This is a genomic window from Nitrosospira sp. TNL300 (assembly GCF_055385915.1).
The window spans coordinates 1,224,049-1,250,780 of sequence record NZ_AP041005.1 but is presented as its reverse complement, the minus strand read 5'-3'; the positions used below and the strand labels follow the sequence as shown (position 1 = coordinate 1,250,780).

Below are 26,732 nucleotides of genomic sequence, written 5' to 3'. Positions count from 1 at the left end.
CACGTTCATTCATCGCCATTAAAAAGTGTGTGGCAAAATCTCTTGCGCGCTTACATCCTGGCCAAGACCTTTGCGACTGTCTCCCCTATGGCCGAAGGGGTGGGGGAAATGGTGACGCCCAGTTCTTTCAAGATGGCAACTTTTTCCGCAGCACTTTCACCCACCGCGGAGATAATCGCACCCGCATGTCCCATGCGGCGGCCTTCCGGCGCTGTCAGGCCTGCAATATACGCCACGAGGGGTTTACTCATGTGGTCTCTGGAGAAAATGCCTGCCTCGACTTCCTGAGGTCCTCCGATTTCTCCAATCATGACCACTACTTTTGTTTCCGGGTCCTCTTCGAATCTCTCCAGAATATCGCGATGCGAACTGCCGATAATCGGGTCCCCGCCAATACCAACCGATGTCGATATGCCGATGCCCAGCGTCCGCATTTGATCCGCGGCTTCGTACCCCAGCGTTCCGGAACGGCCAACGACGCCCACATCTCCCTGCATGTAGATATGGCCCGGCATGATTCCCAGCATCGACCTGCCCGGGCTGATCGTACCAGCACAATTCGGGCCGGTAAGCACCATGCGTTCTTCGATAGGAAAGCGGCGTAAAAAGTTCTTGACCGTCATCATATCCTGCGTAGGAATACCGTCAGTAATGGCAACGCAGTATTTGATGCCTGCGTCGGCTGCTTCCATGATTGAATCCGCTGCAAATGCCGGAGGCACAAACACGATGCTTGCATTCGCACCGACTTGCTGAACAGCCTCTTTCACCGTATTGAAAACCGGTCGCCCCAGATGCTGCTGCTCCCCTTTGCCAGGGGTTACGCCGCCGACAATGTTGGAACCGTAATTGATCATATCCTGTGCATGAAAAGTACCGATCTTGCCGGTGAAGCCCTGAACTATGATCCGTGTGCTCTCATCAATTAAAATCGCCATTTATATCCCTTTGCACTCTTCTGCAACCGCACCATTGCGCGCCTGCACAACCTTCTCGGCCGCCTCCGCCAGCGTTCCCGCTGTGATGATCGGCAAGCCGCTTTCAGCAATGATCCGCTGGCCCTCCTCGACATTGGTACCGGACAAGCGCACGACCAGCGGGATTTTCATATCGATATTTCTTACCGCCTGCACGACGCCTTGCGCAATCCAGTCGCAGCGGTTAATACCTGCAAAGATATTGACCAGCATCGCCTTGACTCCTTTATCAGCCAGCACCAGGCGAAATGCCTTTTCCGTACGTTCAGCCGACGCGCCACCTCCCACGTCAAGGAAATTTGCCGGCTCCCCGCCCGCGAGCTTGATCATATCCATCGTTGCCATGGCGAGTCCGGCACCGTTTATCATGCATCCGATATCACCGTTCAATCCGATGTAGCTCAACCCATGATCGGAGGCTGCCATCTCCCGAGGATCGGCTTGTGTTTTATCACGCAGTTCGGCAACCTCGTGCCGGCGAAACAAGGCGTTTTCGTCGAAGCTCATTTTCGCGTCAAGAGCAATGAGTTCACCGCTCCCGGTGATCACGAGGGGGTTGATTTCCACCATGTTCGCATCCAGATCACGCAAGGCGCGATAGCAGCCCCGGATGGTTTTAACGGCATGAGGCAGTTGTGCCGCTTCCACGCCTAGCGCAAAAGCCATCTCTCTCGCCTGAAAATCCTGCAACCCAACTGCGGGTTCGATAAAAATCTTCTTGATGGCCTGGGGATTTGTGTGAGCCAACTCTTCGATTTCCATCCCACCCTGCCCCGAGCCTATCATGACGATGCGCTCCGAACTTCTGTCTATCAGAAAGCAGAGATACATCTCTCTGGCAATGTGCGTACCCGCTTCCACATATACCCGTGTACACACCTTTCCCACAGATCCGGTCTGACGAGTCACCAGAATCTTTCCCAGCAACTCCTCAGCGGCCGCCCGGACTTCGTCATGAGTCCTGCATACCTTGATGCCGCCCGCCTTGCCGCGCCCTCCCGAATGGATCTGCGCCTTCACCACCCATACATTGCCATCGATTTCCCTGGCACGCTGCACACTTTCTTCTATCGTGTATGCCAATCCCCCTTCCGCTGTCTTGACCCCATATCTCATTAAAATTTCTTTTGCCTGATACTCATGTATATCCAATGCGTCACCTTATTTACTTATTTATCAACAATAATTTTCACTATTCTCCGGGGTCACAGCTCTCGCAATCCAGGAAGCTTCATGGATTCCTTGAATTGCTCAAGCACAAAGCGAACCTGCCTGATGGAAACGGCGTCACACTTCACAGTAATGTATCCGTCAACTTGAGTATCCCCACCGGCAGGATCAGGAGAAAAAGAAAGACCGCTTGATGCGGTCGGAAGTACGCTATGTCGCGGTTGCGCCTATCGCCTCTGCCATTTTTACCACGTTATTGGCCATTCTTGCCGATGCGGCATCGATCAGTCGCCCGTCCAGCGCAGCCGCCCCTTTCCCTTGAGCTGCCGCCTCCTGCAATGCCGCGAGGATACGTTGTGCTTTTTCAACTTCGGATGGAGGTGGTGTGAAAACCTCATTGGCAAGATCGATTTGCGACGGATGGATAGCCCATTTACCTTCACAGCCCAAAGCGGCAGCTCGTCTTGCCGCCGCTTTATAGCCTTCCGGATCCTTGATATCGCCGAAAGGACCGTCTATCGGCCTCAAGCCATAAGCACGGCAGGCGACAGTCATCCGACTGATGGCAGCGTGCCACTGGTCTCCCGGATAGTCGGGATTGAGGCCGCCGATGTTTGTCGTTCTGGCGCGATTGCTGGCGGCGTAATCCGCTACGCCGAAATGGAGCGCCTCGAGCCGTCCACGCACGCCATTGCGTGCAATGTCTTCCACATTCGCCATACCCAGGGCCGTTTCAATCAATGCTTCAATGCCTATCCGGTTTTTCAGTCCCTGCTGCATCTCCAGCTGGTTGAGCATGGCTTCAACCATATAGACATCCGAATATATCCCCACCTTCGGGATCAGTATGGTATCCAGTTTGTGACCTGCTTTTTCGACCACGTCAACCACATCACGAACCATGAACTGGGTATCCAGACCGTTTATCCGTACCGAAACAGTCACCCCGTGACCTTTCCAATCCAGGTCATTGAGTGCCTCGATAACGTTTTTTCGTGCAGTCAGCTTGTCATCCGGGGCAACGGCGTCTTCGAGATCGAGAAAAACAAAATCCACACCGCTTTTCAGGGCTTTCTCGAACATGCCAGGATTCGAACCGGGAACAGCCAGTTCGCATCGTTGCACACGAATGACAGAGGCTTCATATAGTGTATGGCTCATTTGCTCCTTCCTGATTGAGTTATTTAATTTTGGAGACGTGATTGGGAGGGGAATTGGCGTGGCCCGGATTGCTGAAGTGCATCCTGGCTCAGTTCTGCTTATCGTTGTGATAAATAACGCACTATTTTACTTTTGAAGCAGGTAATGTTCAATTTAACTTTTGTGAAGGGATCGAAATCAGGATCAAACAGTGGAAAAAGCGCGCCCTTTGCGCGGGTGCCCAAGTACACATGTCATGGGGCGGATGCTACCGTTTCTGGTATTTGGAAACGGCCTGGTTATGGTCAGACAGATTGCTGGAAAAATGAGACTCTCCGTTCCCCTTCGCAACAAAATACAGCGCATCGGTCGTTGCGGGATTGAGCGCGGCGCGGATTGAAGCCAGACCAGGCAAGGCAATGGGAGTTGGCGGCAGGCCAGGACGTGTGTAAGTATTATATTCCTGGTCGCTCAAGAGATCTTTTTTACGCAGGTTGCCATCGAATTTATCGCCCAGACCATAAATGACTGTCGGATCTGTCTGTAGCAACATGCGTGACCGCAGGCGGTTGATAAACACGGCGGCAACCATTCTGCGATCATCCTCCCGACCTGTTTCCTTTTCAATGATCGATGCCAGGATCAGGGCCTCGTACGGATCTTTCAGAGGAAGGTTTACTGCCCGCTGTGCCCAGGCGATATCCATGTGGTTGCGCATGGCGCGGTAGGCGCGTTTCAATACTGCCACATCGCTGCTCCCGCGCGCAAAGAAATAGGTATCCGGAAAAAACAACCCCTCTGCCGCAGTCTCGGTTGCTCCGATCAGCCGCAGAATCTCCCCGTTGCTCAGGTGAGTGGTCTGGTGGCGGAGAGCGGGATGCTCATCCAGCATTCGCCTGAGCTGGGAAAAAGTCCAGCCCTCGATGAATCTGATTTCACTCTGGCTGCTATCACCCCTGGTTATCCGCTGTAGCAACTGAAATGGCGAAATGCTCGCAGTGATCTCATAGTCTCCCGCCTTGAGTGATGTAGCGACACCCATCAAGCGCGACAACAGGACAAAAGACCAGGCATCAGGCAAAACACCGGCATTCGCCAGTTGACTGGCGATGGTTTTTACACTGCTGCCTTGCTCGATCGAAAACTCATAAGGAACAATGGGAAGCTCAACGGGTTTGCTGACCCTATACCCCACCCATGCGGAAAAGAGCGCCCCTCCCAGAAAAACGACGCGGATGAAGCGCTTCAGTAGTTTCGCCACAAAGCAGAAATCAGGTTCTTCGGAAAATCAAGGTGCCATTCGTACCGCCAAAACCAAATGAGTTCGACATTGCAACATCGATCTTCATTTCTCGCGCATGGTTGGGAACATAATCCAGATCGCACTCCGGGTCCTGATCGAAAATATTGATCGTGGGAGGTGAAACCTGGTGGTGTACGGCCAGCGCGCTGAATATTGCTTCTACCCCGCCTGCTGCGCCGAGCAGATGACCCGTCATGGATTTTGTAGAATTCACCACGAGCTGCTTTGCATGCTCTCCAAAGCATCGCTTTACTGCAACGGTTTCTGCAACATCCCCTAGCGGTGTCGATGTACCGTGGGCATTGATGTAGTCGACGTCATCCGCGTTCAGTCCGGCATTTCGGAGCGCATTCGTCATGCAACGCGCAGCGCCCTCTCCGTCTTCAGAGGGTGCAGTCATGTGGTACGCATCGGCGCTCATGCCAAAACCGGCAAGCTCAGCATAGATCCTGGCTCCGCGGCGCATGGCATGCTCCATCTCTTCCAGCACCAGAACACCAGCCCCCTCGCCCAAGACGAAACCATCGCGGCCCTTATCCCATGGGCGACTGGCAGTGGCAGGGTCGTCATTGCGGGTGGAAAGCGCTCGCGCTGCCGCAAATCCACCTATTGCAAGGGGTGTTACGCAGGATTCGGCTCCACCCGCGATCATCACATCCACATCGCCATATTCTATCAGCCGGGCTGAATCCCCCACACAGTGGGTAGCGGTGGTGCAAGCGGTAACAATGGCCAGATTCGGCCCTTGAAAACCATACATGATGGACAGATTACCTGCGATCATGTTGATGATGGTGCTGGGAATGAAAAATGGGGAAATCTTGCGCACGCCACCGGCGTGATAGGCGTCGTACGTTCCCTCGATCATGGACAGCCCCCCAATACCGGAGCCGATATTGACGCCGATTCGTTCAGGATCGAGATTGCTGGCGGCTATGTCTTCAATACCCGCATCCTTTACCGCCTGAATTCCTGCAGCCATGCCGTAATGAATGAACACATCCATTCGACGCGCGTCCCTGGCGGTAAGATAATTCGTGATATCAAAACCTTTCACTTCTCCGGCTATCTGAGAAGCGAATGCGGAAGAGTCGAAACGGTTGATTCGAGTAACCCCGGATTTTCCGGCAAGAATATTGGCCCAGGCATCTGAAACCGAATTACCGACCGGCGAAATTATGCCTAGTCCGGTGATCACTACCCTACGTTTCGACAAAATGACTCCGATATGGATTTACTGGAAACAAAATCAGTTGCTGTGAGAATTGATATAGTCGATTGCCTGTTGAACAGTATTTATTTTCTCAGCCTGTTCGTCAGGAATTTCGCACTCGAACTCCTCTTCCAGCGCCATAACAAGCTCCACCGTATCGAGCGAATCGGCGCCCAGATCATCCACAAAGGAAGATTCGTTTTTGACATCAGCCTCGTTCACGCCCAACTGCTCCGCTACAATTTTTTTTATACGTTGTTCCACGTTTTCCATCTAGATAACCTCTCTCCGTAAGAAAAAACGCCGCCATTCTAGCAAGTTTTCCATATTAGTAAAATCGACGCATTCCAGACACCAAAACCCCATCTCCCATTCTGACAGCCATACAGCCACCTGCCGCGACTGGATGAGGCGGAATCCATTTTTGGCGCGCCGTTCCCATTGCTAATCCATATACATTCCGCCATTCACGTGAAGGGTGGCGCCCGTTATGTATGCGGCAGCGGGTGAGGCAATAAAAGCCACTGCTGTCGCCACATCCTCGGGACATCCAAGCCTTCCGACTGGAATCTGCTGAAATAATACCTGCTGTTGTTTTTCTGTAAGGGATTGAGTCATGTCTGTTGCAATGAACCCGGGCGCGATACAATTAACCGTGATATTGCGACTGGCTACCTCCCGGGCAAGGGACTTGCTGAAACCGAATATTCCAGCCTTTGCAGCGGCATAATTGGCCTGCCCGATATTTCCGGTAGCGCCGACTATCGAGGAAATATTGATTATGCGCCCGTAACGCACTCTCATCATTGACCTCAGCACGGCGCGGCTCAAGCGAAACACCGATTTGAGATCCGTTTCCATGATCTCATCCCATTCCTCATCCTTCATGCGGAGAAGCAGGTTGTCGCGGGTGATGCCGGCATTGTTCACCAGGATTGCGATCTCGCCAAATTCCTCTTGTACTCTCTTGATAACGCTTTCGACCTGTGCGGGGTTATTCACGTTCAATGCCATCCCCGTGCCCCTGAAGCCTGCTTCTTTCAGGAAGTGATCGATATTTCGGGCGCCATCCTCTGTTGTCGCTGTACCGATAACGGTAATCCCCTGTTTGCCGAGTTCAAGGGCAATGGCTTGTCCGATTCCCCGGCTGGCGCCGGTTACAAGTGCTATCTGATTTTGCAGCATGATCTTCCAATACGTCGTTCAATGATGAGCAATGCTGCCACGCTGAATATGTCCGCTTGACCTTTATCCTGCCAAAGCTGCCGCATGGCCAAGCGCCGCATCATCGGTCAATGCGAGGCTCTGCAAATTTGCATCTATACGTTTGTTGAGTCCTGACAGAACCTTGCCCGGCCCGCATTCCACCACATGATGGATCCCGGCGCCAGAAATAAAACGTACGATCTCCGTCCAGCGGACAGGATTGAACAACTGTCGGACCAGAATTTCCTTGATGCTCTCAGCATTCTCGTGCTGTTCCACATCCGCATTGTGCAATAATGGGATCTTGGGTGAACGAAGCATGACTTGCGCCAGTTGCTGGCGCATTTTTTCCGCTGCGGGTTTCATCAGGGAGCAGTGCGAAGGAATGCTCATGGGCAATATGACGGTCCGCTTTGCGCCTTTAGACCTTGCCGCTTCCATGCCGCGAACCACCGCGTCTTTGTGACCCGCAACCACGACCTGCCCGGGTGAATTGAAATTTGCCGGTTCCAGCGATTCCCCATCCGATGCTTCTGTAACCTCCTGGCAGATCGACCGCACAACGTCATCATCGAGTCCGAGAATCGCCGCCATCGCGCCCACTCCCTCAGGCACAGCCTGCTGCATTATCTCCGCGCGAAAGCGTACCAATGGCAAGGCATCAGCAAAAGACAATGCCTCGGACGCTACTAACGCTGTATATTCCCCGAGGCTGTGGCCCGCCATGAAGGCCGGCCTGACTTCACCCAAGGTCTGCCACGCCCGATAAACCGCTACTCCAGCAGCCAGCATCAGCGGCTGGGTATTAATGGTCAGGTTGAGGGTATCGGCCGGACCGTCGCACACCATCCCCCACAAATCCTGCTTCAATACATCGGATGCTTCAGCAAAAGTCTGCCGTACCACCGGAAAATTGCCGTATCCGGTCATCATCCCTATGGACTGAGACCCCTGACCCGGGAAAACACATGCAAATTTAACCTGTGCGCTCATCAGTATCAGTACCAACCCTTGGACAGTTCCATCTGCGGCAGGCAACGAAAAAAGCCTTCGAGCCGAGGAAAGAAAAGTTTTTAAAACCCCTCTGAAAAGGGAACTGAAACAAGAACAATTAAAATACGGAAGTCCAGCAGCAGGAGCTGGCTTACCAGCGGATCAATGCCGCTCCCCAGGTAAAACCTCCCCCCACGCCTTCCAGAAGCACATGCTGGCCAGATTTGATGCGCCCATCGCGGGCAGCGATATCGATGGCCAATGGAATTGAGGCAGCGGAAGTGTTACCGTGCTTATCCACGGTGGCGACGACCTTATCCATGGGAATACCGAGTTTTTTTGCGGTCGAAGCAATAATACGGATATTGGCCTGATGCGGAATCAGCCAATCGATATCCGACGACTCCAGATTGTTTTCAGTCAAAGCCTCGTGTACGACTTCTTCCAGAACCTTTACCGCAAACTTGAAAACTGTATTACCCTCCATCACAACAAAGGGTTTACCTTGCACTTTGCCGCCACAGATATTAGCCGGCGCGGAAAGAATCTTGCTCTGGCTCCCGTCCGCATGCAAATGCGTTGAAAGGATTCCGGGCTGTTCATCGCCCGTCAACAGCACAGCGCCCGCGCCGTCACCGAACAGTACGCAAGTGCTGCGGTCGCTCCAGTCCAGTATGCGTGAATAGACTTCTGCGCCGACAACCAGCGCCGTCCGGCATTTCCCGGTTCGAATGAACATATCTGCAGTGGCAAGTGCGTAGATAAAACCGCTGCATACCGCCTGTACATCAAATGCGGCGCAATCCCCGATACCGAGCTTATCCTGCAGGATGCACGCCGTGCTGGGAAATATCATGTCGGGTGTGGTGGTGGCGACAATCACCAGTTCGATCTCCCGCGCATCGATCCCACCCGCCTTTATTGCTTCACGGCTCGCATTCAAAGCGAGATCGCTTGCCATTTCCGAGTCGGCGGCGATATGCCGTTGCGCAATGCCGGTACGAGTCCGGATCCACTCGTCGCTCGTGTCGACCATGCGCTCCAGGTCATGATTGGTGAGAATTTTATCGGGCAAATAACTGCCGGTTCCAATGACTCTGGCGTACTTCATACCGGACTCTCTTCCGGCAGCGACCGGCTGTATGAGGAGGATTGCATGGCTTGATGCGGTAATTGCGCCACCCGCTCGCTTATATGGCGCAACATCCCGCCCCGTACTTCATCCACGGCGCGCGCAATCGCAAAGCCGAATGCGCGCCTGTCAGCCGAACCATGGCTCTTGATGACGATGCCGCGGAGTCCGAGCAGACTAGCCCCGTTGTAGCGCCGGTGATCGACGCGGCGCTTGAAGGCTCTGATCACAGGCATGGCGATAAGCCCCGCAAGTTTAGTGAGAAGGTTCCGCCTGAATTCTTCGCGCAGGTAATGCGAGAGCATTTGCGCTACGCCTTCCGAGGTTTTCAGCGCAACATTGCCGACGAAGCCATCGCACACAACCACATCGGTCGTTCCTTTATAGATGTCGTTTCCCTCGATATTTCCGTAGAAATTAAGCCCACTGTCACGTAGCAGTTCCGCCGCGCGCTTCACCACATCATTTCCTTTGATCTCTTCCTCGCCGATATTCAACAAACCGATGCTCGGTTTTTCCTTGTTCTCGATACTCGAGACAAGGGTGGCGCCCATCACACCGAATTGAAGCAGATGCTCCGCAGTGCAATCCACGTTTGCGCCGAGATCAAGCACATAGGTGTGCCCTTTCATGGTGGGCAATACCACGGCAAGAGCCGGCCGATCGATGCCGGGGAGCGTCTTCAACACAAACCGGGAAGTCGCTAACAATGCTCCAGTGTTACCGGCGCTGATGCAGGCCTGCGCTTCACCGCTCTTGACCAGGTCGAGCGCAACGCGCATCGAAGAATTTTTTTTACCCCGCAACGCCGTGGCTGGAGATTCATCCATGCCGACGACCTCACTTGCAGCATGAATCCTGAGCCGAGGGCTCTGCATACACCTCATGGCACGCAACTCGGATTCGATAACATCGGACAATCCTACCAGAACCACGTCGATCGCAGGGTTGCGCTGGAGATAGTCGACGACTGCGGGAACCGTCACATGAGGGCCGTGATCGCCGCCCATGCAGTCTACAGCTACGGTTATAGTCAATTTCTGCCCTTGAGGCCGGAATAAACTTCGGACCGAAAAATCAACGGGCGAAATTCAATCTTCTTTTGTTTTGACGACCTTTTTACCGCGATAATAGCCGGTGGGACTGATGTGATGACGCAAATGCACCTCACCCGTGCCGGAGTCAACCGACAGGGAGGTCGTCCTCAGAAAATCATGCGACCGGTGCATGCCCCGCTTGGAGGGGGACTTCTTGTTTTGTTGCACTGCCATAAATTCAACTCCTCAATAAATTCAATGCGTTTTTTTCAGTGCCGCCAGAGCGGCAAAGGGAGACACTTCCCTTGTTGCCTTCCCGTCCTCCCGTCCGCCAGACGTGCATTCGCCCTGTTCGTGGCGTGGAGATACGGGCAGACCCAGAATGATTTCATCCTCGATAAGCAACAGAACATCCATATCAGGCTGAGCCAGAATGCAGTCCACGGACTCGTCCTCATCAAAGCTCTGGAACTCTTGCTCATTTTGCGCCAGTAGCAACTCTGTATGGATGTCGAGCACATGTTCGAGTTCCTCCAGGCAACGCTGGCATTGGAGGGTTACGACACCTTGAATGTCTAAGCGCAAAACTGGCCTTCCGTTTGCATTCAGCATTCCAATAATCGCATATCCCAACTCACCGGAGTTGTTAACCAGATAATCCTGCAGACGCTGAAATCCGGAAATCGCGATCTTACCACGGCGCACTTCCGCCTTACACACGAAATCCAGGGAATCTATGACGAGCGGGACAGCCATAACGTTGCGCTCTTGTCTTCTACCGGCTTCAAAATCTCGCTGCTTTTCGGGAAATGCCCCATATTGCGGTTACCCGGACATAAGACATAACTTCTTATATGCTTTATATCCGCAAGCCGCGCCTGGTACTCAATTGATGTCGGCGCGCACTTGGTATTACAATCCTGGTCAATTTGCAGCGTTACACGGCGCGCATGATATATTTTTTACCCTTGAGTGTCAAAAAAGCTCCTTCCCCTCCAAAATAATAAACATTGAAAACAAAGCAGATTGCGCAACAGCTTATATTAGGGTCCAGTTCCATTTATCGCCGGGATCTTCTCCAGCGCCTGCAGATCCCCTTCGACGTCAGTAATCCGGATATCGATGAAACGCCTCTGCCCGGTGAAAGTCCGGACGCTACTGCCGTTCGCCTGGCTGCTGCGAAAACCCGTGCAGTTGCAGCAACTCATCCCGGCGCTTTAATTATTGGCGCCGACCAGGTGGCGGTTTTAGAAGGTATCCAGCTCGGAAAACCACTGAACCATCACAACGCAATCCAGCAGTTGCAGCTTGTCCGTGGAAAAGAAGTTCTGTTTTATACTGCACTTTGCCTTTTCAACAGCGATCAAGGCAACATGCAGGCACGCCTCGTGCCCTCTCGCATCAAATTCCGTCTGTTAAGCGACCATCAGATAGAAAATTATCTCGATAAGGAACAACCGTATCACTGTGCCGGCAGTGCGAAGCTCGAAGGACTGGGGATCGCGCTGATAGAGCATATGGAAAGCGAGGATCCCACCGCATTAATCGGTTTACCGCTCATTGCGCTTGTTGAAATGCTGACGCTTGAAGGTGTCGAGATAGTTTGAGTACAGGAACGCTCTATCTCATCCCTGCACTATTAGGCAACAGCGATATTGGCTGGATATTGCCTCCCGCGGTTCGTGAATGTATTGCCCGGCTCGATCATTATATTGTCGAGCATCCGAAAACAGCCAGGCAATTCCTGAAACAGGTGGGCAGCGCGCTCCCTCTGCAGCAGATTACCATGGAGGTATTGGACGAACACACTCAGGCCAGGGAATTTGAGAACCTGCTTGCGCCGTTGCTCACGGGAATAGATACAGGATTGTTATCGGAAGCTGGCTGCCCTGCAATAGCCGATCCGGGAACTGGATTGGTACGTCTGGCTCACCAGAAAAACATCCCGGTAGTTCCTCTCGTCGGCCCCTCCTCCATTCTTCTCGCGCTGATGTCCTCCGGATTGAATGGCCAGCGCTTTGCGTTTCATGGCTACCTGCCGGTTGAAAATAGCAAGCGTATAAAAAAAATCATTGAACTGGAAAAGAGTTCAATAACCAGCGATCAAACGCAAATATTCATCGAAACGCCTTATCGCAATCAGAAGCTGCTGGAGGCGATCATTGCCACCTGCCGCGAAAGAACAGCTCTCTGCGTTGCCTGCAACCTTACTCTTCCCGGCGAATTCATCGCAACCAGGACCATCGAGGAATGGAAACTCGCCTTGCCCGATCTTGTTAACAAACCCACAGTCTTTTTGTTGCATGGGGGACGCCCGAGAGCGTAGCCCGAGGGGCCCCGCAAAGCGGGGATCGGGCAGCGAAGGGCGCCGCGACCGCGCCCTATGTCAGGGTGTACGCTCAGGGGAGGCGTATCGTCATACAGAGTACTTTTTCCCCGCGCGGTCGCTTTTGCGGTCCAGACCCAACCGGTAATGATGTTTGAGCATGCTTGGTAATCGGGAACCCTCGAAAGCGTAGCCCGAGGGGCCCCGCAAAGCGGGGATCGGGCAGCGAAGGGCGCCGCGACCGCGCCCTATGTCAGGGTGTACGCTTAGGGGAAGCGTATCGTCATACAGAGTACTTTTCCCCGCGCGGTCGCTTTTGCGGTCCAGATCCAGCCGATAATGATGTTTGGGCATGCTAGTAATCGGGAACGCCGAGAGCGTAGCCCGAGGGGCCCCGCAAAGCGGGGATCGGGCAGCGAAGGGCGCCGCGACTGCACCCTATGTCAGGTGTACGCTTAGGGGAAGCGTATCGTCACCCAGAGTACTTTTCCCCCGCGCGGTCGCTTTGCAGTTCAATCGCGGGGGAGGAGTATCGCTACTATGCTCTAACGCGAAAGTCGCTTTGCACTTTCCCGTTTCGGGGTCGCATCTTCCTTAGGAAGACACTACTCCACCCGCCACGGTCGCCCTGAGAGTGATCCGGCGAAATATCCAGATTAGTGGAGTCCCGCACTCATTCCCAAACCACTCAGCGTTTCCGCCAGCACTCCCCCAAAGCGCTTGGCGAGGCGTTCGGCAACTCCTTCCCGGGTTGTATAGTCGACAATGTGTTCCGCCTTGATAATTTCGCGCGCCACGTACTCGGCGCTGCCCATTCCGTCAGCAAGCCCCAGTTCGACACTTTTTTGACCTGTCCACACCTTGCCGCTGAATATTTCCGGCCTTTCTTTCAGTCGTTCGCCCCGGCCTTGCTGAACTACCTGAATGAATTGCTCATGGATATCACCCAGCATTTTCTTTGCATATTCCTCCTGCTCGCGATTGTTGGGAGAAAATGGATCGAGAAAGGCCTTGCTTTCCCCTGCCGTGATCAACCGCCGTTCGATGCCAAGCTTTTCCATTGCTTTCGTGAAACCGAACCCGTTTATCAGGACGCCGATGGAACCAATGATACTTGCCTTGTCCACATATATCTTGTCGGCGGCAACCGCTACATAATAGCCACCCGAAGCGCAGATATCTTCCACGACCGCGTAGAGGGGTATTTCAGGATATTCTGCCCGCAGGCGGCGTATCTCATCGTTGATGTACCCTGCCTGGACGGGACTTCCTCCAGGACTGTTGATGCGCAGGATCACACCCTGCGTTTTTGCGTCCTTGAATGCCTGCTGTAAACCGGCGGTAATGTTTTCCGCGCTGCTGATGCTGTCGGGAGAGATTACACCGCGCAAATCGACGAGAGCGGTATGCTTGCCGGAAATGGACATACTGCTGTCCTCAAACCAGCCAAGACCGAAAAATAGCAGGATAAACAGCCAGGTAAAAGTAATAGACTTGAAAAATATCCCCCACTGCCGCGTGCGGCGCTGTTCCTGCAAAGTAGAGAACACCAGCTTTTCCAGCACCTGCCTGTCCCAATCTTCATTTCGATTCTGTGAATCAGACATAATTATTTCGATCCTTCAAGTCAAATAAAGCGCCCTGCCGCAGCGACAGGCCACAAACATAAAACTGCCAAAACTGCTCATTGGCTTCCCTCCGGCTACCGTACCTGTAGCGGTCTCTATTGAATAAGATACTTGAGCTGCTGCGAGGGAAGAAAGTCAGGAGAACGTCCTTTCCGCCGGAAGCTTCGGTGGTTTATCGTGGCTATCCATCGCATCCAGAAATTTTTGCAGATCGTCCGGCAGCGGCGCTTCGAGACGAAGTTTTTCATGCGTAACGGGATGCATGAATTCAACCGCCCAGGCATGGAGAAACATGCGTCCCAAACCAGGAACACGCCGGGCAATATCCTTATTCAAGGCAAAATTACCGTACTTGTCATCTCCCGCTATAGGAAACCCGAGATAAGCAAGATGCACACGAATCTGATGGGTGCGCCCGGTTTTCAGTTCAGCCTCCAGCAGACTGAAGCTCTGCCACGATTTTCGCAGGATGAAAACAGTATGGGCGCTCATTCCGCCTTTTTTCTCATCTCCACCTTTTTTTTCATCTGCACCCTTTTCCACCGCTACACGCCGCTCGCCGGCGGGTGTCAGATATTTTCTGAGCGACAGCCTGACACTCTGTCGCGCATTACGCCACCGCCCCTTGACCAGGGTCAGGTAGTGCTTTTCCACCTCTCCAACACGAAGTTGCCGATGCAACTCTACAAGTGCCGGCCGGTTCTTGGCAAGGAGCAATACGCCGGAAGTTTCCCTGTCCAGTCGATGCACGAGTTCCAGAAATCTCCAGTCAGGATGCTGAGCGCGCAATTGCTCTATCACTCCGAAACTTATGCCGCTTCCTCCATGCACGGCAACTCCAGGAGGCTTGTTGACGGCAATCAATGCATCATCCTCGAACAAAACCTGGAATGCAATAAAACCCGGTTTGCTCAATCTCTTCAGGGGCGGCACCGATTTTTCCCCCATTCTCACCGGAGGTATGCGAACGGTATCTCCGGCCTGGAGATGGTAGTCCGGAGCGGCTCGCTTGCTGTTAATCCGCACCTGCCCGCTACGCAACAACTGGTAGATGTGACTTTTGGGCACGTTTTTCAAGCGTTTGATTAAAAAATTATCAATACGCTGCCCTTTGCTGTCCTCCCCTATGATTTCCTTCACCGCAGGACTTGGAGGAAATTCTTTGCGTAAATCTTTAACTCTACTTATACTTGTCAAGTCAGGGTTCCAGCCTATCCTTTATCCGGTGCACGAGGTGGTACTGTTGATGGGATTTTATCCGAGGGAAAAGAGCTGACCCCAAGATATGGTTAATGTCGCTCACCAATAAAGTAGCGATAGTAATGGATTTACGCGCTCAAAGCACACGTCGATTTCAGTTTTCAGTTTCGAAGCGCCTGGTTACGGGCAGCCCTAGTCGAAGCCTGATTGAACTAATTTCCCGGTTCTGCTTGCAAAATAAAGCAGGGCCAAAGTGACAAGCCAGAGAATAAGCCAGAGAAGTGGCCATTTTTGACAAGCAGCTACCTAGCTACCTAGCTATCTAATAAGCAGCTACCACGCCATGATCAAGTTGTCTGACTAAAAGCTCTCGTATACGCCGCGCAGGACATGTTTTCCTGCGCGCGTAGGCTGTCTGCCCGTGACTAGAGCGCGGGAGGCATAAAAATGAAACGCATGTTATTTAATGCGACACAGCCGGAGGAATTGCGTGTCGCTATTGTCGACGGTCAAAAACTCATCGATCTCGACATTGAATCTGCCGGCAAGGAACAACGCAAGAGCAATATCTACAAGGCTGTTATCACCCGTCTTGAACCAAGCCTCGAAGCCGCCTTCGTCGAGTACGGCGGTGAACGGCATGGTTTTCTGCCGTTCAAGGAAATTTCCCGCTCTTATTTGAAAGAGAGCCCGGACCCAGGCCGGGTTCGAGTCCAGGACGCGCTTCATGAAGGCCAGGAGCTCATCGTCCAAGTGGACAAGGACGAACGGGGAACAAAAGGAGCCGCACTTACCACCTATATCTCACTCGCGGGTCGTTATCTGGTGCTGATGCCCAATAACCCGCGCGGAGGAGGTGTCTCGCGTCGCATAGAGGGCGAAGATCGCGCTGAATTGCGCGATGTCATGTCGCATTTGAATATTCCCCAGGGCATGAGCATCATAGCCCGGACGGCAGGGATAGGACGCAGCGAAGAAGAGTTGCAGTGGGACCTCAACTACCTGCTGCAGTTGTGGCGCGCTATTGAAGATGCTTCCAAAGGCCAGAGCGGCGCTTTCCTGATTTATCAGGAAAGCAGCCTCGTCATCAGAGCAATCCGGGATTACTTCAATCAGGAAATCGGTGAAATCCTGATTGACACGGAAAGCATCTATGAGCAGGCATGCCAGTTCATGGGGCATGTCATGCCAGGCAATGTAGCGCGAGTCAAGCTCTATCGGGACGACGTGCCCCTGTTTTCCCGCTTTCAAATCGAACACCAGATCGAAACCGCATATTCGCGGCAGGTTACCCTTCCTTCAGGTGGAGCGATCGTGATCGATCATACGGAAGCTCTGGTATCGGTGGACGTAAATTCAGCTCGTGCCACCCGTGGTTCCGACATCGAACAGACGGCCCTGGCTACCAATCTGGAGGCGGCAGACGAAATTGCGCGGCAACTGCGCCTGCGGGACCTCGGCGGCCTTGTGGTCATCGACTTTATCGACATGGAAGTCTCGCGCAACCAGCGCGAGGTGGAAAACCGGTTGCACGACGCGTTGCGCTACGATCGGGCACGCGTGCAGATGGGCAAGATTTCCCGATTCGGTTTGCTCGAATTATCGCGCCAGCGGCTGCGGCCTTCCCTGGGTGAAAGCAGCTACATTTCCTGTCCGCGCTGCCACGGCACCGGTCACATCCGGGGCACCGATTCCTCGGCGTTGCATATCCTCAGAATCATTCAGGAAGAAGCGATGAAGGAAAATACGGCAGTGCTGCATGCTCAGGTGCCGGTAGATGTAGCAACCTACCTGCTGAACGAAAAACGCGCGGAAATTCATGCAATCGAAGCACGCCTGAAAGTAAGTGTCGTTCTGATTCCCAACATCCATCTCGAGACGCCCAATTACAGCATCACGCGCCTGCGTCATGACGACGTAAAACTCGGTGAAGTTCAGACGAGTTACCAACTGGTGGAAAAACCGCCCCAGGAGATCCCCCTGCCTTCTAGCGGACAGGAAGCCAAGCCTGTGCGGCAACAGGCAGCAGTAAGAGGCATTACCCCGTCCCAACCTGCGCCGGTGCGCGAGCAAAAACCGCAGCATGAACCGGAACCGCTTTCCCTGCTCGATAAAATATTCGGCTGGTTTAAACAGGTGGGGGTCGGCGAAAAGACCGTTCGGCACGAACCGGCTGCCGCTGCTGCACATCGTGAGGAACGGGGCCAGGGACGCCGCGACCGCCGGGAAGAGCGCAACGGTGAAAGTGAAAAGACAGCACGAACCCCCCAACGTCCGCGTGACGAGCGCGCGGCGCGCGGGAGCGAAGTCGGCGCAGGCGGCGCCTCAGGGTCGATGCGCGAAGCTGTGCCGCAGCGCCAGGAACGCAGCGAAGCAAAAACCCAGGGCGAAAAAGCTGCTGCAAAAAAGCATCCCCGGTCGCAGCGTGAAGAAAAACCGCAGACCGAACTCAAGCCCTCTTCCGAGCAACCGCCTGCCGCGGAAGAAGTCGTACAGCCGAGTGAGGAAGGCAGCCGCCGCAGACGACGTGGTGGGAGGCAACGCGACCGGAGCGAGCGCCTGGATCGCGCAGCGCGTGAAGCCAGGCAGACAATTGCAAAGGATTCTCCTCTCCAGCAATCTGCCGATCAGGTAGCGCATGAGGAAAATCCTGCGGCAGATATCATTTCGAGCCCGATAAATGGAACACCGTCGCTTGTCCTGGCTTCTACCCTCCCGGACGAAAAAGAGGCATTGATGGAATCCCCTGCAGGAGCAAGGGATGACATCCATTCCGAACCTGTGCGTGCGGATAGAACTCTGCCGGTAATTGTGCCCGAAGCTGTGCCTAAAGTGGCTGCTGTGGAATCTGCCCCTGCTCCGACAGCTACGATAACCGAAAAAGTGGCTCCAGCGAATGAACAGCAGATTGCTTATGAGCCATCCAACAAACTTTCTGAGGACCGGAGGGAGGCAGCAACCGAAGCAGCGGTTATGGGTGCGTCGATTTTAATGGCATCAGAACCGCCGGCATCAGAACCGCCGGTATCAGAGCCGCCGGTTGAAGTTGAAGCAGCAAGGGGCGTTCCCCAGGACGACACCTCCAGGGTTTCCGTGAGCGCCCTGGAAATGGCCATGCCCCGTGCAGAAACCGCAGAAATCGAACAGGAAGAAGTTCCTGCACAAGAGGGACAGCAGGCTGAGCCTCCTCAGCAACCAGGGGCTACGCAATCCCTCGATTTAAGTGCAGCCGGTCTGATCATGATCGAGACCCTTCCTGAAAAGATAAGACCTGCTGAAACCGAAGCAGAAGGAGAAGCAATGAAAGCGCAGCCTCGACGTAAAAGAACGCCTCCTCCACCGGTAATCGAGCAGCACGAATCGTTGGTACAGGTCGAGACCCATAAGTAAAAGAACGGTTCAACCTGATTCACAAAAAAAGGCGGGATAGACTCTCCCGCCTTTATACACATCACTATCGCGGCATCGACACTCATTTGGCCGCACTGCGCGCCACCTCATCCAACAGCTTGATGAAATTCCGCTTGGGCTTGAACTGCATGCGCAACTCCGCCAAGTAGTCACCAAATTGCCGTGACAGGCCTTGCGCTTTCATCAATTCACCCGCCTTGCGAATCAGACTGATAGCCTCATTGTAGGCGGCATTGCCGGTCTGCTCGACGATAGGCGGAACCACACGGCAATAAAGGCTGACGGCGTCACTGGGACGTGAAGACTCGAGCTTCCCAGCCAATGTGATCAGCAGGTTTCGATCGCAAGCGCCTTCGTGAGCGGACTCCCAGGCAGCATCAAGATCCTTCTCCCACAACGCGATTTCAACGCGCAGGGAGTGATCCGGTACTGATGGTTTCGGCTTCCAGCGACTCGTTGTGCCCGTCTCGCAAGCAATTACTTCGGCCACCTTGGCCAGCGCCCGGCTACGCTGCTCAGGCCAGATGCCGAGCTTCCCGGCGACATCATGCAACTTCTTGTAGCATTCGAGAACTGGCATCTCCTCGAACTGTATCCACGTCAGCTGCAGTGCTTCACTGTTACGCTTGCGCTTGAGGTAGGCCTCCACCAGAAAATCCCGTAATCGATTGTCCAGTCGATCAGGAAAAGCCTTCAGGCCGCGTTCGGCCCACTCTAACGCCTTGTCCGGCTGTTCAGCCTTGATCCATATCTCGGCAATATCGAGGTAACGATAGCTGGATGAAAGATCCTGTGACTTGATCGCCACCAGTTCCTCGACATCTCCGCTGGCCTCTGCCAGGCCCTCCATGATACGGGTGATAGATGCGCGGTGAGCATCATAGACGTCGTTCACATCCCGCGGCTTGAGCTTGCGCCATTCAGCTTCCGCCAGTTCCCGATAGCGGCGCAGGCCTTCCTCACCGAGAGCATTGCGATAGATGGTGGCATCGAAACTGTACAGACCAACCGGCAGCGTCGTCTCGAGCCAAAATAAACGCTCGGCCAGCCCTACCGGATCCGGCTGCGCCATCGTGCAAGCCTTCAAATGCAACTCACCCAGGCGATAGACGATATCGCCCATCTCGCCGTCCGAGTCGTCAACGTGCTCCAGCGAATTCTCGACTCGCTCGATAGCATACTCGGCCAGATCAATCAACATCGCCGCAGTATCAGGCTTGAGCAGCTCAGTCAATTGATCCACCACCTGGTCGATATTGCCGGCGAAGAAGCCCGCCTCCCGCCAATCGACAAAGCCGTGAATCCTGGTCGTACTGTCGATCGCACGGCGAAATGCAGCGGCTGTGTCCCCGCCACCGCTAGCCCGCCCTGAGTTGAGCACTAGCGACTGGTAGAGCCGATCGTCGTACTGAGCTGTGTTGAGCAAGAGATCGATGAGGACTTCTGATGGTTGTGTGATCAGATACTCCTTGATATCGCGCCATGGATCACGCCGCTTTCGCTCGCCAGACATGACACTACCTCGTCTTGATCAAGAAACCCTTTACAGTCCTCTGTCGGTTATTCAGCGCAACCCATTTCCAATTTTCCGTTACGAATCCGGTTGAGCAACCCCCGCCCGGCATCCTCCACCAGGTTGAGTACATGCTCGAAGCCCTGGCTCCCCCCAAAATAAGGGTCCGGCACTTCCTGTACTCCTTCGGAGAACTTTTCACTGTACTGCATCAGTAATCCGAGTTTATGACTGTATTCCGCTGGACATTCTCTCTGAAGGACAGCCAGGTTCGATCTGTCCATCGCCAGAATATAGTGAAAAAACTCGAAATCCTTTTCATCTACCATGCGAGCACGCAATGCTTTTGTGTCATAGCCCCTTCTTCCCGCTGCTCTTTGCGCCCTTTCATCCGGCGGCTCGCCGATGTGGTAATCATGTGTACCGGCAGAGTCGATGTAGATTTCTTCCTCCACACCAGCCGCGATGACCTGGTGCCGAAAAACTGCCTCAGCAGTGGGCGAGCGGCAGATGTTGCCCATGCAAACGAACAAAACGTTGGTCCTGGCGCTCTCTCTCCTGTTCATCATATTCAGTTATATCTCAGTTTGACTTCCCGCTCGGGACATTTCCATTCCTGTAACTTGCTGGCAACGTCCTTCAGAACATTCCAGCAGCTCATCAGCATGTAGCGGAAAGAAGATTTCCCCTCAGTTGATGAGGCAGTTCCGCGTCCGGTTTGATTTTCAAGATCGCTCTGCAAAAATCGTTCTGGATACGCCTCAAAGCTACCTCGCTGTCTGCCTCGAAGCGCAGCACGATTACTGGCATGGTATTGGATGAGCGCGCGAGGCCGAAACCATCTTCATATTCGACTCGCATTCCATCGGTAGTAATGATGCGTTCAGCCCGGTCAAAGCGGGCTGTTTTCTGCAGTTGCGCGATAATCGCGTAGTTTTCCCCTTCCTTCAACCTGATCTGCAACTCTGGCGTGCTAACCGCGTCCGGAATCGAGTTGAATGCAGCATCAATATCCACCCTGGAACTGAGCAACTCCAGCAAACGCGCTCCGGCATAGAGCCCGTCGTCGAAGCCATACCAGCGCTCCTTGAAAAAGATATGGCCACTCATCTCTCCCGCCAGCAGCGCCCCGGTTTCCTTCAGTTTACCCTTGATGAAGGAGTGACCAGTTTTCCACATGATCGGCTCGCCTCCGTGCTGCACGATCCACGGCGCCAGATTACGCGTACATTTCACATCGAAAATGACCCGACCACCCGGATTCCGCGACAACACATCTGCTGCAAACAGCATTAATTGCCGATCCGGATAAATGATCGTTCCACTTTTGGTAACCACGCCCACCCGGTCACCATCTCCATCGAACGCCAGCCCTATCTCGGCGTCGGTCGTTTCAAGCGCCTGCACTACATCCCGCAGATTCTCGGGTACCGAGGGATCCGGATGATGATTGGGAAAATTGCCGTCGACCTCGCAAAACAGCTCCGTTACGTCGCATCCGAGCCTGCGGTACAACTCTGGAGCGTATAAACCGGGTATCCCATTGCCACAATCGATAATAATCTTCATGGGCCGCGCCAGCTTTATGTCCGCGGTTATGCGTCGGAGATATCCTTCCGCAATGTCCTGCTTGTGGTAGCTGCCATTGCCGTGAGCAAGGTCTTCATTTTCGATGCGCGCACGCAAGGCCTGTATTGATTCCGCAGCAAGCGTTTCTCCCCCCAGTACCATTTTAAAGCCGTTGTATTCCGGCGGATTATGACTCCCGGTTACCATCACGCCGGAATAACCGGACAACTCATGCGCCGCGTAGTAGAGCATCGGGGTCGCGACAGCACCGACATCGATTACGTTGACGCCGCTTTTTTGCAGACCCCTGGCCAGGGCTTGCACCAAATCGGGACCCGACAACCTTCCGTCGCGCCCTATGGTGATGGCAGCAAGTCCGCGTGCACGCCCCTCAGAGCCGATGGCGTGACCAATCGCTTCGGCACCTTCAACGGTCAGTGTTTTTCCGAAAATCCCTCGGATGTCATAGGCTTTGAAGATTTCTGGTGGAAGTTGGCGCATGGATGATGGTGGATAGTAGATGAACTTCAGCTGTATCAATGGTCTCAATGGTATCTTCAGTGCAGTATTCACACTGTTTACGGCTGTGCTGCTCGTATTCGGGTTTTAAGATGTGTTCCGATCAATGGTGGCCTGCAACTGCGCCGCCCTTGAGTACATAATGGGTGCCGCAGTAGGGACACAGCGCTTCCCCTGTATCTTCTATGGGCAGAAAAACGCGGGGATGCGAATTCCATAACAGCATGGAAGGCGTGGGACAATGAAGCGGCAGATCATCGGACGTCACCTCGATCTGGCGCTGGGTATTGGAGGCAAGCTTCTGCATCAGATTTTCCTAAGACGTATCGCTTAAATGGATCGATGAGGATATAAAGTTTTATCAGACATAAGTGAGCCAGTCGGCATGTTTGCCATTTCCCCTGGCGCATTCAAAAAAGAGGGTCTGGAGCTTTTCCGTGACAGGGCCGCGCCTGCCGCTGCCGATCGTGCGATTATCCAGTTCCCTGATCGGCGTTACCTCGGCTGCCGTGCCGGTAAAAAAGGCTTCATCCGCACAATAGACTTCATCGCGGGTGATACGCTTCTCGATAACCGGAATTCCGATTTCTCCAGCAAGCTCTATGAGAGACGCGCGCGTAATGCCTTCCAGGCAGGAAGTCATGTCGGGGGTATACAATTTGCCCCGTTTCACGATGAATATGTTTTCACCAGCCCCTTCGGCAACATAGCCGTCCACATCGAGAAGCAGTGCCTCATCATAGCCGTCATGCGCTACCTCCTGATGAGCGAGGATAGAATTTGCATAGGTGGTGACCGATTTGGCGCGGCACATATTGATATTCACATGATGCCGCGTAAATGACGAAGTCTTGACACGAATACCTTTTTCGAGACCATCAGGGCCGAGATACGTGCCCCATGCCCAGGCTGCAATAGCCACATGCACGGAAAGTGTTTTGGCTGAGATGCCCATTGCTTCCGAACCATAAAATACGATGGGGCGGATATAGCCCGACTTGAGATCGTTCTGCCTTACGACATCGCACTGCGCCTGCATCAATGTAGCCTTGTCATAGGGCATCTTCATCATGAAGATGTGCGCGGAATTGAATAAACGATCGGTGTGTTCTTTCAGACGGAAAATTGCAGGTCCGCGGGGCGTTTCGTAGGCACGCAATCCTTCGAATACCCCCATCCCGTAGTGCAGGGTGTGGGTGAGTACATGGGTGGTAGCCTCACGCCACGGGATCATCTTTCCATCACTCCAGATCACACCGTCGCGATCAGCTATTGACATTCATAGACTCCGGAGAGAATTTAAGTTCGTATATTCTAACGTATTTCCTGATCCTCCGGATTCCCTTTCAAGAGAAGGGATGCAGGAAAGCAAACTGTTTGCACCGGACTTGCAACCGTTCCACATCCCTATCCCGGCTCGTCCGTTAGTGCCTGGAATTATTCTGGAATTGCTATCAAAGGGGAATTTATCCTGAATGCCAGACGCGTAGGCATTCATTCGTATCGAACCGCTGATCAGATGTGCATGAATCCAGGGAGGGCTAAACCGCGGATGCGCCGAAGACTTCGCTCCACAACCCGGAAACTGCGGCGATTTCATTCTCAAAATAATCTGCTTCAACACGCGCAAACTTTTGCGATTTGCCGTTCGCGGAAGACGAACCAGCGAGGTCGGAGTAACCGCTCAATCTCAGCCAGTGTTGCGTCCGCCGGAATTCCCGATAGGCATTAAGGGCCGGCTCTGCGACTTCATTCCTGATCAATCCCAGTTTTGCCGCCAGCTTCAACAACGCGATATTACCGATATTGCCGGTCAGCTCCTTGTGATGGCAGGCGTGTCCAAGGACCAGGTACTGCACGATGAACTCGACATCGATAAGGCCTCCACGATCATGCTTGATATCGAACAACCCGCTGGTATTGGGGTGAGCGTTGAGCATTTTTTGTCGCATTACCAATACTTCCCGTTTCAGATCCGGCAATTCCCGCGGGTGACGCAGCACTTCCCTTCGAATACGCTCGAATGCCTCTCCTATCTGTGCATCTCCGGCTACGAATCGGGCTCGGGTCAACGCCTGATGCTCCCAGACCCACGCATGATGATGCTGGTATTCAGCAAATGCCTGAATCGAACTCACCAGCAGGCCGCTGCTGCCATTGGGGCGCAAACGCAGGTCTGTCTGGTAGAGCAATCCCGCGGAAGTGTAACTGGTGAGCCATGAGTTGATACGCTGGCTCAGCCGGGCATAGCTTTCTGGAGCGTCGGCATGGGGATCGTCATAGAGAAAAATGATATCGAGGTCAGAGGCATAACCTAGTTCCTTGCCGCCGAGCTTGCCATAGCCGATGATGGCAAAAGCGGGTATATCTCTATGCCTCCTCCTCAACCCCGACCAGGCAAGGTGCAATACGGTATCGAGCAACAAGTCGGCAAGATCGGAAAGATGATCACTCAAGGTCTCAAGGGGCAGCAATCCTTCCACATCCCGCGCCAGCAACTGAAATACCTGGGCATGGTGGAAATGCCGCAATATATCCATTTGCTGTTCGACATCAGTGCCGCCGGAACCCTCCGCATCCTGCAATTGGCGCATCAGCCTTTCCCCGGCACGAGACCAATCGAGCGGATTTCGAAACTGCCCCGGGAGCAGTTCGTCCAGCAGGATCGGATGCCTGTTCAGGTATTCACTGGCCCAGTGGCTCGCGCTGACGAGCTTGGCTACCCGTCCCAACGCGTGAGGATGCTCGCGCAGCAGGGCCAGATAAGCTGAACGCCTGCTGACGGTCTCCAGCAACTGTATCAGTCGTTCCAGCGTGAGGTCTGCGGAAGGAAACCTTGCAGCCACTTCGATCAGGGCAGGAACAAGCGCATCGATGCGTTTTTTGCTCGTTTGCGGCAGTTGCCTGTAGCGGGTGCCCGAGCGAAATTCCTCCACACACTCAAGAACTTTCTCCGGATTGGAAAACCCCAGTTTAGCGAGTTGCGTCTGTGCGCCTTCGGCTTGAACGCCGTCTTCTCCAGCCTTCCACAGGTCGGCAAGCGCATTGGAGGCCTCCGAAGTGCGCGGCGTGGCGAAGATAGCCTCAAAATGTCGTGTTACATTCGAGCGATGATCGTTGAGCTTCTTTAAAAATCCGTCATAGGACGCAAAACCCATCGAAGCTGCAATCAGCGACTGGTCCGGTGAGCTTTCAGGCAGAACGTGGGTCTGTTGATCGTCAAGATACTGCAGGCGATGCTCAAGGTTGCGTAAAAAAGCGTATGCCTCTACCAGTTCTGCCACCGTTTCCCCCGGTAACTGCTGCTTTTCCCCCAGCAAGCGCAGTACAGCGAGCGTGGGCCGGATGCGGAAATCTGGATCGCGTCCGCCCCGGATCAGTTGGAATACCTGGGCAATGAACTCGATTTCGCGAATACCGCCCGACCCAAGCTTGATATTTCCGTACATTTCCCGGCGCTGAACCTCCCGGCGAATTTGGGCATGAAGCGCGCGCATGGATTCATAGGCGCCAAAGTCCAGGTACTTGCGAAACACGAAGGGTTGCGTGATCTGTTCTACAAGTGCCGATTTTTCTTCGCGCGGACCTGCTACGACCCGGCTTTTGATCCATGCATAACGCTCCCATTCCCGTCCCTGGGTGATCAGATATTCTTCCAGCATGGTAAAGCTCATCGTCAAGGGCCCGCTTTCCCCATACGGCCGCAACCGCATATCCACTCGGAAAACGAAACCGTCTGCGGTAATGTCATTAAGACTTGTAATCAGTTTCCGCCCCAGCCGAACGAAAAAATCCTGATTGGAAATTGACCGGTGCCCATCGGTCTCGCCATCTTCCGGATATACGAAAATAAGATCCACGTCAGAGGAAACATTGAGTTCGCCACCGCCAAGCTTTCCCATCCCGATGACCAGCATCTGCTGAACCCGGTTATCGGCGCTTTTCGGTTGACCATAACGCCCTGGCTCAGACAGCCAGGTGTACAAGCGCTCCAGCGCGAAACCGATGGTAAGCTCCGCCAGAGCTGTCATGGATGACATCACTTCGGCCAGATCAGCCAGTCCTGCCAAGTCCCGCGACGCTACCCGCAGCAGCACCTGTTTACGCAAGCCGCGCAGGACCGCGTGCAGTCCTTCCTCATCATTTATTCCTTGGGCGGATGCCTGCAGAAATGCCTGCATTTCCTCTCCCACAAAAGGGCGCTCCAGGTTTTGCTCCAGCTCAGCCAGCAGGCCGGCGTTGCTTGCCAGCTGACCCTGGACGTAACGGCTCAGCGGCAGGATAGATTGCACTAGTTCTCTGGCGGGACTATCGGAAGGCATGGTTGAATTCAGGTTAAAATAAAACGGGAGGATAATGAGTGGAGTAGATAATTCCTGCACAACCTGTGCCCCA

At 53.8% G+C, this 26,732-nt stretch carries 23 protein-coding genes; 3 read left to right on the top strand and 20 right to left on the bottom strand.

What is annotated here, in order from left to right; translation table 11 throughout:
• Positions 1 to 50: 50 nt before the first annotated feature.
• From sucD to ACZ5BW_RS05630, 12 genes are all read right to left on the bottom strand, one after another.
• Positions 51 to 938, bottom strand: coding sequence for a succinate--CoA ligase subunit alpha (gene sucD, locus ACZ5BW_RS05685; protein WP_464543308.1), 888 nt, complete (start codon positions 936 to 938; stop codon positions 51 to 53).
• Positions 939 to 2,129 carry a malate--CoA ligase subunit beta gene (locus ACZ5BW_RS05680; protein ID WP_464543307.1) on the bottom strand — a complete coding sequence of 397 codons (1,191 nt, stop codon included), beginning with the start codon at positions 2,127 to 2,129 and terminating at the stop codon, positions 939 to 941.
• A gap of 228 nt (positions 2,130 to 2,357) precedes the next feature.
• Positions 2,358 to 3,308: an HpcH/HpaI aldolase/citrate lyase family protein gene (locus ACZ5BW_RS05675; protein ID WP_464543306.1), complete on the bottom strand. Its 951-nt coding sequence runs from the start codon at positions 3,306 to 3,308 to the stop codon at positions 2,358 to 2,360.
• A 247-nt stretch (positions 3,309 to 3,555) separates the two neighbouring features.
• Entirely contained in the window at positions 3,556 to 4,548 is a 993-nt protein-coding gene (gene mltG, locus ACZ5BW_RS05670) for an endolytic transglycosylase MltG (protein WP_464543305.1), read from the bottom strand.
• 10 nt (positions 4,549 to 4,558) lie between these two features.
• Positions 4,559 to 5,806 carry a beta-ketoacyl-ACP synthase II gene (gene fabF, locus ACZ5BW_RS05665; RefSeq protein WP_464543304.1) on the bottom strand — a complete coding sequence of 416 codons (1,248 nt, stop codon included), beginning with the start codon at positions 5,804 to 5,806 and terminating at the stop codon, positions 4,559 to 4,561.
• A 33-nt stretch (positions 5,807 to 5,839) separates the two neighbouring features.
• Positions 5,840 to 6,076: an acyl carrier protein gene (acpP, locus tag ACZ5BW_RS05660; RefSeq protein ID WP_074973287.1), complete on the bottom strand. Its 237-nt coding sequence runs from the start codon at positions 6,074 to 6,076 to the stop codon at positions 5,840 to 5,842.
• Positions 6,077 to 6,247: 171 nt separating this feature from the next.
• On the bottom strand, positions 6,248 to 6,988 hold the full coding sequence (fabG, locus tag ACZ5BW_RS05655) for a 3-oxoacyl-ACP reductase FabG (RefSeq protein ID WP_464543303.1): 741 nt from the start codon (positions 6,986 to 6,988) through the stop codon (positions 6,248 to 6,250).
• 63 nt (positions 6,989 to 7,051) lie between these two features.
• Complete coding sequence (gene fabD, locus ACZ5BW_RS05650) at positions 7,052 to 8,002, bottom strand: ACP S-malonyltransferase (RefSeq protein WP_464543302.1); 951 nt, start codon at positions 8,000 to 8,002, stop codon at positions 7,052 to 7,054.
• Positions 8,003 to 8,153: 151 nt separating this feature from the next.
• On the bottom strand, positions 8,154 to 9,113 hold the full coding sequence (locus ACZ5BW_RS05645; RefSeq protein ID WP_464543301.1) for a beta-ketoacyl-ACP synthase III: 960 nt from the start codon (positions 9,111 to 9,113) through the stop codon (positions 8,154 to 8,156).
• Complete coding sequence (gene plsX, locus ACZ5BW_RS05640) at positions 9,110 to 10,171, bottom strand: phosphate acyltransferase PlsX (protein WP_464543300.1); 1,062 nt, start codon at positions 10,169 to 10,171, stop codon at positions 9,110 to 9,112. The genes ACZ5BW_RS05645 and plsX overlap by 4 nt, the downstream gene beginning before the upstream one ends.
• Positions 10,172 to 10,225: 54 nt before the next feature.
• Positions 10,226 to 10,405: a 50S ribosomal protein L32 gene (gene rpmF, locus ACZ5BW_RS05635; protein WP_107762114.1), complete on the bottom strand. Its 180-nt coding sequence runs from the start codon at positions 10,403 to 10,405 to the stop codon at positions 10,226 to 10,228.
• Between the two features lie 21 nt (positions 10,406 to 10,426).
• A complete protein-coding gene (locus tag ACZ5BW_RS05630) occupies positions 10,427 to 10,927 on the bottom strand; it encodes a YceD family protein (protein ID WP_464543299.1) in 501 nt (166 codons plus the stop codon).
• 254 nt (positions 10,928 to 11,181) lie between these two features.
• Here ACZ5BW_RS05630 and ACZ5BW_RS05625 point away from each other — a divergent pair, with 254 nt between their 5' ends.
• On the top strand, positions 11,182 to 11,778 hold the full coding sequence (locus tag ACZ5BW_RS05625; RefSeq protein WP_464543298.1) for a Maf family nucleotide pyrophosphatase: 597 nt from the start codon (positions 11,182 to 11,184) through the stop codon (positions 11,776 to 11,778).
• On the top strand, positions 11,775 to 12,497 hold the full coding sequence (locus ACZ5BW_RS05620; protein WP_464543297.1) for an SAM-dependent methyltransferase: 723 nt from the start codon (positions 11,775 to 11,777) through the stop codon (positions 12,495 to 12,497). The genes ACZ5BW_RS05625 and ACZ5BW_RS05620 overlap by 4 nt, the downstream gene beginning before the upstream one ends.
• Positions 12,498 to 13,153: 656 nt before the next feature.
• On the opposite strand, the gene ACZ5BW_RS05615 is transcribed toward ACZ5BW_RS05620, so the two are convergent.
• Both ACZ5BW_RS05615 and ACZ5BW_RS05610 read right to left on the bottom strand, forming a co-directional pair.
• Positions 13,154 to 14,104 carry a S49 family peptidase gene (locus ACZ5BW_RS05615; RefSeq protein WP_464543296.1) on the bottom strand — a complete coding sequence of 317 codons (951 nt, stop codon included), beginning with the start codon at positions 14,102 to 14,104 and terminating at the stop codon, positions 13,154 to 13,156.
• A 156-nt stretch (positions 14,105 to 14,260) separates the two neighbouring features.
• Positions 14,261 to 15,313: an RluA family pseudouridine synthase gene (locus ACZ5BW_RS05610; RefSeq protein WP_464574218.1), complete on the bottom strand. Its 1,053-nt coding sequence runs from the start codon at positions 15,311 to 15,313 to the stop codon at positions 14,261 to 14,263.
• Positions 15,314 to 15,772: 459 nt separating this feature from the next.
• On the opposite strand from ACZ5BW_RS05610, the gene ACZ5BW_RS05605 reads away from it, so the two are divergent.
• Positions 15,773 to 18,715, top strand: a complete 2,943-nt coding sequence (locus ACZ5BW_RS05605; protein ID WP_464543294.1) for an Rne/Rng family ribonuclease — start codon at positions 15,773 to 15,775, stop codon at positions 18,713 to 18,715.
• Between the two features lie 82 nt (positions 18,716 to 18,797).
• Here the strand turns inward: ACZ5BW_RS05605 and ACZ5BW_RS05600 are convergent, their stop codons facing one another.
• From ACZ5BW_RS05600 to glnE, 6 genes are all read right to left on the bottom strand, one after another.
• The gene (locus ACZ5BW_RS05600) at positions 18,798 to 20,249 is read right to left on the bottom strand and encodes a tetratricopeptide repeat protein (protein ID WP_464543293.1); all 1,452 of its coding nucleotides are present in this window, start codon (positions 20,247 to 20,249) and stop codon (positions 18,798 to 18,800) included.
• Positions 20,250 to 20,296: 47 nt separating this feature from the next.
• Entirely contained in the window at positions 20,297 to 20,818 is a 522-nt protein-coding gene (locus tag ACZ5BW_RS05595; protein ID WP_464543292.1) for a low molecular weight protein-tyrosine-phosphatase, read from the bottom strand.
• A gap of 91 nt (positions 20,819 to 20,909) precedes the next feature.
• Positions 20,910 to 22,319 carry a phosphomannomutase/phosphoglucomutase gene (locus ACZ5BW_RS05590; RefSeq protein ID WP_464543657.1) on the bottom strand — a complete coding sequence of 470 codons (1,410 nt, stop codon included), beginning with the start codon at positions 22,317 to 22,319 and terminating at the stop codon, positions 20,910 to 20,912.
• A gap of 121 nt (positions 22,320 to 22,440) precedes the next feature.
• Positions 22,441 to 22,644: a zinc-finger domain-containing protein gene (locus ACZ5BW_RS05585; protein ID WP_464543291.1), complete on the bottom strand. Its 204-nt coding sequence runs from the start codon at positions 22,642 to 22,644 to the stop codon at positions 22,441 to 22,443.
• Positions 22,645 to 22,698: 54 nt separating this feature from the next.
• A complete protein-coding gene (locus tag ACZ5BW_RS05580; protein ID WP_464543290.1) occupies positions 22,699 to 23,616 on the bottom strand; it encodes a branched-chain amino acid transaminase in 918 nt (305 codons plus the stop codon).
• A gap of 262 nt (positions 23,617 to 23,878) precedes the next feature.
• Positions 23,879 to 26,659: a bifunctional [glutamate--ammonia ligase]-adenylyl-L-tyrosine phosphorylase/[glutamate--ammonia-ligase] adenylyltransferase gene (glnE, locus tag ACZ5BW_RS05575; protein ID WP_464543289.1), complete on the bottom strand. Its 2,781-nt coding sequence runs from the start codon at positions 26,657 to 26,659 to the stop codon at positions 23,879 to 23,881.
• Between the last annotated feature and the right edge of the window lie 73 nt (positions 26,660 to 26,732).

Excerpts from the sequence above, each read along its gene's own strand:
- sucD (WP_464543308.1), bottom strand. The coding sequence starts at position 938 with ATGGCGATTTTAATTGATGAGAGCACACGGATCATAGTTCAGGGCTTC.
- ACZ5BW_RS05675 (WP_464543306.1), bottom strand. The coding sequence starts at position 3,308 with ATGAGCCATACACTATATGAAGCCTCTGTCATTCGTGTGCAACGATGC.
- acpP (WP_074973287.1), bottom strand. The coding sequence starts at position 6,076 with ATGGAAAACGTGGAACAACGTATAAAAAAAATTGTAGCGGAGCAGTTG.
- fabG (WP_464543303.1), bottom strand. The coding sequence starts at position 6,988 with ATGCTGCAAAATCAGATAGCACTTGTAACCGGCGCCAGCCGGGGAATC.
- fabD (WP_464543302.1), bottom strand. The coding sequence starts at position 8,002 with ATGAGCGCACAGGTTAAATTTGCATGTGTTTTCCCGGGTCAGGGGTCT.
- ACZ5BW_RS05645 (WP_464543301.1), bottom strand. The coding sequence starts at position 9,113 with ATGAAGTACGCCAGAGTCATTGGAACCGGCAGTTATTTGCCCGATAAA.
- rpmF (WP_107762114.1), bottom strand. The coding sequence starts at position 10,405 with ATGGCAGTGCAACAAAACAAGAAGTCCCCCTCCAAGCGGGGCATGCAC.
- ACZ5BW_RS05630 (WP_464543299.1), bottom strand. The coding sequence starts at position 10,927 with ATGGCTGTCCCGCTCGTCATAGATTCCCTGGATTTCGTGTGTAAGGCG.
- ACZ5BW_RS05615 (WP_464543296.1), bottom strand. The coding sequence starts at position 14,104 with ATGTCTGATTCACAGAATCGAAATGAAGATTGGGACAGGCAGGTGCTG.
- ACZ5BW_RS05605 (WP_464543294.1), top strand. The coding sequence starts at position 15,773 with ATGAAACGCATGTTATTTAATGCGACACAGCCGGAGGAATTGCGTGTC.
- ACZ5BW_RS05600 (WP_464543293.1), bottom strand. The coding sequence starts at position 20,249 with ATGTCTGGCGAGCGAAAGCGGCGTGATCCATGGCGCGATATCAAGGAG.
- ACZ5BW_RS05595 (WP_464543292.1), bottom strand. The coding sequence starts at position 20,818 with ATGATGAACAGGAGAGAGAGCGCCAGGACCAACGTTTTGTTCGTTTGC.
- ACZ5BW_RS05590 (WP_464543657.1), bottom strand. The coding sequence starts at position 22,319 with ATGCGCCAACTTCCACCAGAAATCTTCAAAGCCTATGACATCCGAGGG.
- ACZ5BW_RS05585 (WP_464543291.1), bottom strand. The coding sequence starts at position 22,644 with ATGCAGAAGCTTGCCTCCAATACCCAGCGCCAGATCGAGGTGACGTCC.
- ACZ5BW_RS05580 (WP_464543290.1), bottom strand. The coding sequence starts at position 23,616 with ATGTCAATAGCTGATCGCGACGGTGTGATCTGGAGTGATGGAAAGATG.
- glnE (WP_464543289.1), bottom strand. The coding sequence starts at position 26,659 with ATGCCTTCCGATAGTCCCGCCAGAGAACTAGTGCAATCTATCCTGCCG.